Raw genomic sequence first — 11,836 nt, 5'->3', positions numbered from 1 at the left:
TATGAAATTTTTAGTTACAGGCACTGCTGGTTTTATTGGCTTTCACGTCAGCCAGCGGTTATTGAATATGGGGCATGAGGTTGTCGGTATAGATAACCTTAATGATTATTATGATGTTAATTTGAAGCAGGCGAGATTAAATTTATTACTCCCTTATTCAAATTTTAAATTCGAAAAATTAGATCTGGCTGACAGAATTGCTATACCCGAATTGTTTACTAGGCACAAATTTCAGCGTGTTATCCATTTAGGTGCTCAGCCAGGCGTCCGTTATTCAATACAGAATCCTATGGCATATATTGATGCGAATATCATCGGTCATATCAATATTCTTGAAGGGTGCCGCCATAATCATGTAGAACATTTATTATATGCATCTTCAAGTTCAGTATACGGATTAAATAAGAAACAGCCATTCTCGACGGATGATTCTGTTGATCATCCTGTCTCTTTATATGCCGCAACGAAAAAAGCTGATGAGTTAATGTCTCACAGTTATTCACATCTTTATCAACTTCCTACCACAGGCTTGAGGTTTTTTACGGTATATGGGCCATGGGGGCGTCCTGATATGGCTTTATTTAAATTTACTAAAGCTATGTTAGAAGGCAAAGCAATAGATGTTTATAATTATGGCAATATGGTGAGGGATTTCACATATATTGATGACATTGTGGAGTCTATAATCAGGCTGCAGGATATAATTCCTACTCCCAATAAAGAGTGGCTTGTTGAAGATGGGCAGGTATCAGCCAGCTCTGCACCATATCGTGTATACAATATTGGTAATGGTCAACCGACAAAGCTGGGGGACTTTATTGACGCAATAGAAGTTTCATTAGGGGTGGAAGCTAAAAAGAATTATATGGAGATTCAGGATGGTGATGTGTTATCAACATGCGCCGATTCCAGTGCACTCTTCAATAAGATAGGTTTTTCGCCCAATACTCCCGTAAAGGAAGGGGTAAAACAGTTTGTCGATTGGTATTTAGATTTTTATCAAAAATCAGGGCAATAAAAACAAGAAAAGGAGCTAAATGCTCCTTTTTTATAAGTCTATGTTAATAAAAAACTAAGCTAGTGTTAAATTTTTTTCAACATGTTGGAAAATATGAAGACGTCTTAGACGCTAATATACCACCATGTTTTTACATCAGCGCATAATTAACTTAGTTATATTAAATAACAAAACAAAAATACCCTGAACAGGGTATTTTTGTTATTAAGGCTATAAAACAATTGATTAGATCAGGAAATCTTCCAGTGATTTGCCTTCTTCTTCAATTGCTTTTTTGATGACAGCAGGTGTACGGCCTTGGCCAGTCCAAGTTTTAGTTTCACCTTCATCAAAGTATGAATATTTAGCTGGACGTGCAGCACGTTTAGATTTACCAGTAGCTTTACCACTTAAAGCATCTACTAAATCGCTTAATTCAATACCGTCTTTCTCCAGCATTTCACGGTATTCTTGAAGCTTACGTGAACGCTCTTCTATTTGAGCGCGAGCCTGACTTTCTTCATCACGACGTTCTTCAACAACAGTCGTAAGTTTTTCCAGCATTTCTTCTAAAGTAGTTAGTTCACATTCTCTTGCTTGTGCGCGCAAGGTACGGATGTTATTTAAGGATTTTAAATTTTCGCTCATTGTCCTGGTCTCAAATTATAATGATGATAGCTGATGTAGGGATAATAATAGAATGCTATTTTATTTTCTGCAATAGTGAATTTACTTTCTAAGGCTAAAACATGCCATTTTAAAATGCAATTTTTTTGATAATCGATATATTGCGTTTTAATCCGGCTATTGGATTTCCCATTTCAATAAGAGCGGGTAGAGATTACTGTAAAGTTAAGTAAGTGATAAACCAAAACGTATAAAACTAATTTATGGTCAATCTGTAAGGAATGTTAACTGTTCTTATAGAAATAAGTTAGAAAGCATGTATGAGTTGAAAGTTTTTTTATGGGTAATCCATTAGTTATGATTATAGTGGAGTGAATTGAGCAAAAGTAAACCACTCTGATTATTAATATGCAAAGGGTGGAAAGAATATAACTATTCTTTTGAAGTTAAGTTCGTTCATTTGTCATGCAGAATGCACTTGTATCGTTGATTTTATATGCACAAACGTGATGGTTATCATGAAAATAATCTTTTCTTATTCAGCCTAATTTGTTTCTGCTAGCCCACATTTAGCAATAACAATGCGTAATCTAAATCAGAGTTTGTGGTAAACTCGCCGCAATATATCACCTGATTAATTTGACAAAAGGATAGACCGGCCAATGGCTCAGCTTTATTTTTATTATTCTGCCATGAATGCAGGGAAATCAACTTCTTTATTGCAATCTTCCTATAACTATAACGAAAGGGGAATGAGAACGCTGATCTTTACAGCAGAAATTGATACTCGATTCGGTAAAGGGAAGGTTTGTTCTCGTATTGGTTTATCTGCTGAAGCCTTGTTGTTTTCGCCAGAAACAAATATTGCCGAGCTTATCAAAAGTGAAAATGAATCGGAAAAAGTACATTGTATTTTGATTGATGAGTGTCATTTCTTGACAAAAAAACATGTCGAACAACTTTGTGAAATTGTTGATTATGATGATATCCCGGTTCTTTGCTATGGATTAAGAACAGACTTTCAAGGAGAGTTATTTAGTGGGAGCCAATATCTTCTCGCTTGGTCAGATAAATTGGTGGAATTGAAAACTATCTGCCATTGCGGCAGGAAAGCCAGCCGTACACTGCGTTTTGGAGGCGATGGTAACGTTGTTTACGAAGGGAGCCAGATTGATATCGGTGGTAATGAAAAATACGTTGCAGTGTGTCGTAAGCACTATAGTGACGTTATTCGTGAAGTAAAGGCCAAAAAGGTTTAATGCCCTTAATTATAAATTAAGCAGGTATAAAATTATTGAATCAGTAAAACGGAATAATAAAAAGGCGTTGGGATTACCTAACGCCTTTTAAGTTACATCAGCTTATGATTTATTATTGTTTCTTATTATTCTTTTTATTTACTTTAATCGCTTCTTGAGATGAGGATTGTTCTACGTATTCGTGTCCATAGAAAGAATCCAGCAGCAATTGTTTCAACTCTGAAATTAATGGGTAACGTGGGTTGGCACCGGTACATTGATCGTCAAACGCATCTTCTGCGAGCTTATCTATTTTTGCCAAAAAGTCAGCTTCCTGAACTCCTGTTTCACGAATGGATGTTGGGATACCCAATTGAGATTTCATCTCTTCTAACCAAGCCAGCAATTTTTCAATTTTTGCAGCGGTGCGATCTCCTGCTGACGTTAATCCCAAATGATCTGCGATCTCTGCATATCGACGCCGTGCTTGTGGACGATCATATTGGCTGAATGCAGTTTGTTTTGTTGGATTGTCATTTGCGTTATAGCGAATCACATTACAAATTAACAGAGCATTAGCTAAACCATGTGGAATATGAAACTCGGAGCCAAGTTTATGGGCCATAGAATGGCATACTCCCAGAAACGCGTTGGCAAAAGCGATACCGGCAATGGTCGCTGCATTATGGACACGTTCGCGGGCAACAGGGTTTTTTGCACCTTCGTGGTAACTGGCGGGCAGAAAATCTTTCAGTAATTTTAGTGCTTGCAGTGCCTGCCCATCAGAATATTCATTGGCTAACACAGAAACATAGGCTTCCAGTGCATGAGTTACAGCATCAAGGCCACCAAAAGCGCACAGTGATTTCGGCATATCCATCACCAGATTCGCATCGACTATTGCCATATCCGGTGTTAGGGCATAGTCAGCCAGAGGATATTTCTGTCCGGTTACATCATCAGTAACAACGGCAAAAGGCGTAACTTCTGAACCCGTGCCTGACGTAGTCGTAATGGCAACCATTTTTGCCTTAACGCCCATTTTCGGGAATTTATAAATGCGTTTACGAATATCCATAAAACGCAACGCCAGTTCTTCAAAATGCGTTTCCGGATGTTCGTACATAACCCACATGATTTTGGCTGCATCCATAGGAGAGCCGCCACCAAGGGCAATAACGACATCGGGTTTAAACAAGTGCATTTGTTCAGCACCTTTGCGGACAATACTTAAAGTGGGATCAGCTTCAACTTCAAAGAAAACTTCAGTTTCCATGCCGTGGAATTTCAAAACATTGGTCACTTGATCGGCATAGCCATTATTAAATAAGAAGCGATCGGTCACAATAAAAGCACGTTTCGCGCCGTCGGCAACGACTTCTTCCAAGGCGATGGGCAGAGAACCCCGTCGGAAATAAATTGATTTTGGCAGTTTATGCCACAGCATATTTTCGGCTCTTTTGGCGACGGTTTTTGTATTGATCAAATGTTTCGGCCCCACATTTTCGGAAATAGAGTTTCCTCCCCAAGAACCACATCCTAACGTCAGGGAAGGGGATAATTTGAAGTTATATAAATCCCCAATTCCGCCTTGAGATGCGGGTGTGTTGATCAAAATACGGGCTGTCTTCATTTTGTCGCCGAAGTATTTAATTCGCTCAGCCTGATTATCTTGTTCTGTATAAAGGCATGAGGTATGTCCGATGCCGCCCATTTCGACTAATTTTTCAGCTTTTTCTACAGCATCCTCGAAATTTTTGCCACGGTACATAGCAAGCAGAGGCGACAGTTTTTCATGGGCAAAAGGTTCCGCTTCATCAACCAATGTGACTTCGCCGATAAGAATCTTAGTATGATCAGGAACATTGATTCCGGCCATTTCAGCAATTTTTGTTGCAGGTTGCCCGACAATGGCGGCATTCAAGTTTCCATTTTTTAGAATAATATCTTGAACTGCCTTTAATTCTTTCCCTTGCAGGAGGTATCCGCCATGGGTTGAAAAGCGTTCACGGACTTGTTCATAAACAGCATCAACAACAATCACAGACTGTTCTGAAGCACAGATCACACCATTATCAAAAGTTTTTGACATCAAAATAGATGCGACAGCACGTTTGATATCTGCGGATTCATCGATCACAACAGGTGTGTTACCTGCGCCGACGCCAATGGCGGGTTTACCCGAACTGTAGGCTGCTTTTACCATGCCGGGGCCACCTGTCGCCAAAATAAGGTTAATGTCGGGGTGATGCATCAAGGCATTTGAAAGCTCAACGGAAGGTTCATCAATCCAGCCGATAATATCTTTTGGTGCTCCGGCTTCAACAGCGGCTTTCAGAACAATTTCTGCGGCTCGGTTAGTGGCTTTTTTCGCACGGGGATGTGGTGAGAAAATAATGCCGTTGCGGGTTTTGAGGCTTATAAGCGCTTTGAAAATTGCAGTTGAAGTTGGGTTTGTGGTTGGAACAATACCGCAAATCAAGCCAATGGGTTCAGCAATGGTGATGGTTCCGAATGTATTATCTTCAGATAATATTCCACAAGTCTTATCGTCTTTATAGGCGTTATAAATGTATTCAGAAGCAAAATGATTTTTGATCACCTTATCTTCCACAATTCCCATGCCAGATTCGGAAACAGCTAATTTTGCTAATGGAATACGAGCATCTGCGGCGGCGAGAGCAGCAGCCCGAAAAATGCGATCAACTTGTTCCTGAGAATAAGTAGCAAATTCGTGCTGGGCTTTTTTTACACGAGCAACTAATTCATTGAGTTCAGCTACCTGAGTTACAGCCATAAAAATTACTCCTGATAATAAAGGTTAAATTTTTTAAGGGAATTAGCTGTGAGAGATGACTTATTCATTAAATAATGTCATGAGACTTATTATTTATGAAAGATTGGTTTAAGACTGCCAATTGCCTTAAAAAATTACTTAACGCTATGATTTATAAAAATATAATTAATATCCTCAAAATGATTACTTGCAAGTAGCTTATCATTTACAGACTTTCGTATAGTGATTTAGATCATAAAAATAGCTAGCTGATACCATTCAGCTTGCTGTTTATGAGATTAATTCTCATTTAATGGACTTATTTAACTTAAACATTCATTTAACTTAAGATAACAATTAATTAACTTTATTTTATTGGTATTTTTCACGGTGCGATGGTATTCCCAACAGAAATTGCAAAGTTAATTGATTTAACGTAACGAAAAGATTTCTATTTACTGTATTTTTTAGGTGTTTTATCAATTTTCTTTATTTACGTTAAAGGGGAATGAGCTGTGGGTGAGCCATTACTGGGGTTTGCTGGATATATTAAATTTTTTATGGGATTGTTTGCGTTAGTTAACCCAATCGGTGTTTTACCTGTTTTTATTGGAATGACTAATTATCAAACAACTGCTGGGCGAAATAATACCAATCTCATAGCAAATTTATCTGTTGCGATCATTTTATGTATTTCACTACTGGTCGGTGACTCTATTCTCTACGTGTTTGGTATTTCTATTGATTCATTCCGAATTGCTGGTGGAATGTTGATCATCATGATTGCCGTGTCGATGATTAACGGTAAATTGGGAGAAGATAAACAAAACAAATTGGAAAAATCAGAAACAGCAATAAGATCGAGCGTTGCTGTTGTACCACTTGCATTGCCACTGATGGCGGGGCCGGGAGCAATTAGTTCCTGCATGGTTTGGAGTGCACGTTATCAGGGATGGCAAAATTATCTGGGTTTAGCACTGACCAGCGTATTATTTGCCTTTTGTTGCTGGTTATTATTCCGATCTGCCTCTTTTTTGGTCAAATTTTTGGGGCAAACAGGTATCAATGTAATTACTCGGATTATGGGATTATTATTAATGTCGTTGGGTGTTGAATTTATCATCACAGGCACGAAAACCTTGTTTCCCGGGTTACTGTGATATTGCGTAGATAAAATAACTTATGTATTTATCGATATCGTTAATATAAAACGATGAAATTTTACACGTAAATAGAGTGTTCATTGACCGCAATTAACAAATGATCAATCAACACACGGCTAGTTACATCCGTCATATTCTGAATATTCTTTAAAACATTTATTTATATTTTATTCCTCTTTAGGTTATAACTTCTTCAATACAATACTGTAATTTTCCACACCACTCTGCTTTTCGTTACCTTACCTATCTAGTGTTCTATCTACATATTTTGTGATGGAGTTGGGTTTTTACTCTGCGATGATTGCTTTTTGTTAAAATAATGTTTATTTTCTTTTTCGGATACATCTTATGATTATTATATTGTCAGATTAAAATAAAACTTATTACTTTCAGTTTGTTACATTTATTGCACGAATGCATTTTACATAGTGTAAACAAATTAATTAACGCTTTAATAAACATATTATAAAGGTGCTATAACAATTATTGTTTGAGCGTATTTTTTGAACAAATTAGCAACTGTTTATTAGTTTGATAAGTTAATTATTTTTGTTAATGGATTAGAAAAATTCATTTTATTTTGGTGAGTTGGAGCAAAGAATGAAAACAAAAACAACAAAATTTAGAAAGTTGATTCCGAGTATCGTCTTATTATCCTTCCCATCTATGTCAAGTTTTGCGGCTGTTATTCCAGCAGGAGTCGTTTTAGACGCAAAACAAGAAATCATCGTTAACAATGGTGTTGAGGTCACGTCATTAGATCCACATAAAGTTGAAGGCCATCCTGAAACAAACATTCTTCGTAATTTGTTGGAAGGGTTGGTGACTACTGATGCAAATGGGCAAACAGTGCCCGGAGTAGCCGAAAAATGGGAAAATGAAGGCTATAAAGTATGGACGTTTTATTTACGTGAGGACGCTAAATGGAGCGATGGTAAGCCAGTAACTGCACAGGATTTTGTCTACAGTTGGCAACGCCTTGCTGATCCAAACACGGGTTCTCCCTATACCAGCTATTTGCAATATACCTACGTACAGAATACGGATGATATATTGACAGGGAAAAAAACACCGGAACAACTGGGTGTAAAAGCGTTGGATGAACGCCGTTTCCAAATCACGCTCAGTCAACCCGTTCCGTATCTGGTCGATATGCTGTCACATACAGCCTTGAAACCTGTCAGACAAGATGTTGTTGAAAAATGGGGAATTAAATGGACGTCTCCGGGGAATTTTATTGGCAACGGTTCTTATGTATTGAAAGACTGGGTTATCAATGAACGAATTGTTTTAACCCGTAACTCTCATTATTGGAATGATAAAGAATCCATTATTGAAAAAGGCACTTTCCTGCCGGTTGTTTCTGGGATCAGTGATGTCAACCGTTACCGTAGCGGAGAAATTGATATTACAGACAGTGCGATTCCGCCAGAGCTGTATCAAAAAATGAAACGGGATATCCCTGATCAATTACAAGTTTCCCCTTTCCTGTGCACATTTTATTATGAAATCAATAATAAAAAACCGTTGTTTAAAGATAAGCGGGTTCGTGAAGCCATAAAGCTGAGTCTTGATAGAGATATCATTACTGAAAGAATTATGGGACAGGGGCAAATTCCCGCCTATGGTTTTACACCGACCTATACTGGCAGTGGTTTATCCATTAATACTGAATGGGCAAACTGGACACAAGAACAGCGTAATCAACGAGCAAAGGAATTATTGAAAGAAGCCGGTTTTGATGCCAAAAACCCGCTTAAATTTACGCTGCTGTACAACACCTCAGAACAAAATAAACAACAAGCCATCGCCGCAGCATCTATGTGGCAGAAAAATATTGGCGCAAAAGTTACCTTACAGAACCAAGAGTGGAAAACTTCTCTTCAAAACCGCCATGAAGGCAATTATGACGTCGCCAGAGCAACATGGTGCGGGGATTACAATGAACCGTCTTCTTTCCTGAATATGATGTTGTCAACCAGCAGTAACAATACAGGTTTCTATCAAAGTAAGGCCTTTGACGATTATATGAGTCAGGCGCTGGCCGCTAAAGATGATGCAACCCGCCAGGAATTTTACCAACAAGCTGAAGCCCAGCTTGATAAAGATTCAGGAATAATTCCTATTTATTACCGGGTCAGTGTACGCCTCATTCGTCCTACTGTCGGGGGAATGACAGGGAAAGATCCTCTTGATTATGTCGATCTTAAGAATTTATATATCAAAAAAGCGGTGAATTAATCACCGTCGAAAAAATAGTGCTCTGCTGTAAACAAAATCGTTCTTTTGGATACGGATATAGCTATTCCATTTAATGCATATGTGAATATGACCTTAGTGGGTTAAATGATATCAATAGGAGTAAAAATAAGATGATAAACACAACAAAGAAAAAACTTGCTGCTGGCATTACAGTAGCTTTGGGAATGATGATGGGGACGCAGGCCTTTGCAGCGAAAGTGCCCGCAGGTGTGCAACTCGCTGACGATGCAAAACAAGTGTTGGTTCGCAATAATGGCTCAGAGCCACAATCATTGGACCCACATAAAATTGAAGGCGTACCCGAATCCGGCCTTGCTCGTGATTTGTTTGAAACATTAGTGATCAATGATCCCGATGGCAACATTGTCCCCGGCGTTGCTGAACGTTGGGAGCATCAACCGGATTTTAAAGTTTGGACATTCCATCTGCGTAAAGATGCAAAATGGTCAAACGGTGACCCTGTCACAGCACAGGATTTTGTCTATAGTTGGCGTCGGGTGACCGATCCTAATACAGCATCACCTTACGCAAGTTTCATGCAATACGCTCATCTTCTTAATGTCGACGATATTATCAGTGGTAAACAAAAGCCTGATGCTCTGGGCGTTAAAGCTCTAGATGATCATACATTACAATTAACTCTCAGCGAATCAGTGCCTTATTTGAACAGACTGTTTGTGCATCCAACAACATCTCCAGTTCATCGTGCAACAATTGAAAAATACGGTGACAAATGGACACAGCCAAAGAATTTTGTAGGCAACGGTGCGTATAAACTTAAAGATTGGGTGATTAATGAGCGAATTGTTCTCGAGCGTAGCCCAACATATTGGGATAACAAAAATACCATTATTAATCAGGTAACTGTTTTACCCATTTCATCTGAAGTCACTGATGTCAATCGCTACCGTGCTGGCGAAATTGACATGACTTACCATAACCTGCCTATCGAATTGTTCCAGAAGCTGAAAAAAGAAATTCCTGATCAGGTGAAAGTCAATCCTTATCTGTGTACTTATTTTTATGAAATAAACAATCAAAAACCCCCATTTACTGATCCTCGTGTACGTACCGCTCTGAAGCTTGGTATGGATCGCGATATCATTACCAATAAGGTGAAAAATCAGGGCGATTCAGTGGCCCATGGTTTCACTCCGCCGTTTATTGCTGATTTTAAAGATGAAAAGCCAGATTGGGCATTTAAAATGAATCAGCAACAGCGTAATGAAGAAGCGAAAAAGCTATTGGCAGAAGCCGGATTTACCAAAGACAACCCACTGAAAATTAAATTGTTGTATAACACGTCTGATTTACACAAAAAAATAGCAATTGGTGCGGCATCTATTTGGAAAAATAATATCGGTATTGAGGTCTCCCTCGAAAATCAGGAATGGAAAACTTATCTTGATTCCCGCCATCAGGGAACTTACGACATAACCCGAGCTGGGTGGTGTGCAGATTATAACGAATCCTCCAGTTTCCTAAATACGATGCTATCAACGAGCAGCAATAACACCGCTCACTACAAGAGCAAAGAATTTGATGCATTGATGAAACAATCCCTACAAGTCAAGACAGATGAAGAACGCATTGATATCTATGCCAAAGCAAATGCTTTATTGGACAAAGATTCAGCGATCGTACCTCTCTTTTATTATGCGAATACACGTGTAATAAAACCTTATGTCGGTGGCTATACCGGCAAAGATCCATTAGATAACTTCCACACTAAAGATCTGTACATAATAAAACACTAGGAATGAGTAGGTGGCTCAACACTCGAGCCACCCAATGTCAGATTATTTTAAGGCCATGGTTTGGCTAAACAATAGGAACGGGCAATGCTAAAATTCATTTTACGTCGCTGCTTAGAGGCGATCCCGACACTTTTTATTCTCATCACAATTTCGTTTTTTATGATGCGGCTTGCGCCGGGTAGCCCATTTACCGGGGAAAGGAAGCTACCGCCAGAGGTCATGGCAAATATTGAAGCGAAATATCATCTCAATGACCCGATGTATAAACAATACTTCAATTACTTAATCCAGCTTTCTAAAGGGGATTTTGGTCCGTCATTCAAATACAAAGACTACAGTGTAAATGATTTGGTTGCAGAAGCTTTGCCTGTTTCTGCTAAATTGGGATTTGCAGCGTTTATTATGGCAGTGATATTTGGTGTCAGTGCGGGCGTTATTGCGGCATTGAACCAGAATACCAAATGGGATTACACGGTCATGGGGTTTGCCATGACGGGGGTGGTTATCCCCAGCTTCGTGGTCGCTCCCTTGCTGGTTCTGATATTTGCCATTACTTTGAAATGGCTACCGGGGGGAGGTTGGAACGGCGGGGCGCCTAAATATATGCTTTTGCCGATGGTTGCGCTTTCTCTTTCTTATATCGCCAGTATTTCCCGTATTACCCGCGGTTCAATGATTGAAGTTTTACACTCCAACTTTATTCGTACCGCGCGAGCCAAGGGTTTGCCATTACGCAGAATTATTTTCCGCCATGCCCTTAAACCCGCTTTATTACCCGTAATCTCTTATATGGGGCCTGCGTTTGTCGGCATCATTACGGGATCAATGGTTATTGAAACTATTTTTGGTTTACCTGGGTTGGGGCAATTGTTTGTTAATGGAGCATTAAACCGTGACTACTCACTGGTTCTGAGTCTGACAATTCTCGTGGGTGGGCTGACCATTATGTTTAATGCCATTGTTGATGTGCTGTATGCCGTCATTGATCCGAAAATCCGTTACTAGACACTGGAGCA

At 39.1% G+C, this 11,836-nt stretch carries 8 protein-coding genes; 6 read left to right on the top strand and 2 right to left on the bottom strand.

From position 1 onward, the window contains the following. Position 1 precedes the first annotated feature (1 nt). Positions 2 to 1,018 carry an NAD-dependent epimerase gene (locus BM100_RS06080; RefSeq protein WP_092508954.1) on the top strand — a complete coding sequence of 339 codons (1,017 nt, stop codon included), beginning with the start codon at positions 2 to 4 and terminating at the stop codon, positions 1,016 to 1,018. Positions 1,019 to 1,243: 225 nt separating this feature from the next. On the opposite strand, the gene hns is transcribed toward BM100_RS06080, so the two are convergent. Next, entirely contained in the window at positions 1,244 to 1,645 is a 402-nt protein-coding gene (gene hns / locus BM100_RS06075) for a histone-like nucleoid-structuring protein H-NS (protein ID WP_092508952.1), read from the bottom strand. Positions 1,646 to 2,286: 641 nt separating this feature from the next. Between hns and BM100_RS06070 the strand changes: the two genes are divergently transcribed. Beyond that, complete coding sequence (locus BM100_RS06070; protein ID WP_092508950.1) at positions 2,287 to 2,883, top strand: thymidine kinase; 597 nt, start codon at positions 2,287 to 2,289, stop codon at positions 2,881 to 2,883. A gap of 112 nt (positions 2,884 to 2,995) precedes the next feature. Here BM100_RS06070 and adhE read toward each other — a convergent pair whose 3' ends face one another. Beyond that, entirely contained in the window at positions 2,996 to 5,659 is a 2,664-nt protein-coding gene (gene adhE, locus BM100_RS06065; RefSeq protein WP_092508948.1) for a bifunctional acetaldehyde-CoA/alcohol dehydrogenase, read from the bottom strand. Between the two features lie 494 nt (positions 5,660 to 6,153). Here adhE and BM100_RS06060 point away from each other — a divergent pair, with 494 nt between their 5' ends. From BM100_RS06060 to oppB, 4 genes are all read left to right on the top strand, one after another. Further along, a complete protein-coding gene (locus BM100_RS06060; RefSeq protein ID WP_092508946.1) occupies positions 6,154 to 6,798 on the top strand; it encodes a YchE family NAAT transporter in 645 nt (214 codons plus the stop codon). 603 nt (positions 6,799 to 7,401) lie between these two features. After that, the gene (locus BM100_RS06055) at positions 7,402 to 9,042 is read left to right on the top strand and encodes an ABC transporter substrate-binding protein (protein WP_092508944.1); all 1,641 of its coding nucleotides are present in this window, start codon (positions 7,402 to 7,404) and stop codon (positions 9,040 to 9,042) included. A gap of 131 nt (positions 9,043 to 9,173) precedes the next feature. Then, a complete protein-coding gene (oppA, locus tag BM100_RS06050; RefSeq protein WP_092508942.1) occupies positions 9,174 to 10,820 on the top strand; it encodes an oligopeptide ABC transporter substrate-binding protein OppA in 1,647 nt (548 codons plus the stop codon). A gap of 84 nt (positions 10,821 to 10,904) precedes the next feature. After that, positions 10,905 to 11,825 (top strand): oligopeptide ABC transporter permease OppB, encoded by a 921-nt coding sequence (oppB, locus tag BM100_RS06045; RefSeq protein ID WP_092508939.1) that lies wholly within the window; start codon positions 10,905 to 10,907, stop codon positions 11,823 to 11,825. Positions 11,826 to 11,836 lie beyond the last annotated feature (11 nt).

Origin of the sequence: Xenorhabdus mauleonii, assembly GCF_900113945.1 — a bacterium.
Classification (GTDB): Bacteria; Pseudomonadota; Gammaproteobacteria; order Enterobacterales; family Enterobacteriaceae; genus Xenorhabdus; species Xenorhabdus mauleonii.
Note: the sequence above shows the minus strand (reverse complement) of the source record. Positions and strands in the feature narration are given on the sequence as shown.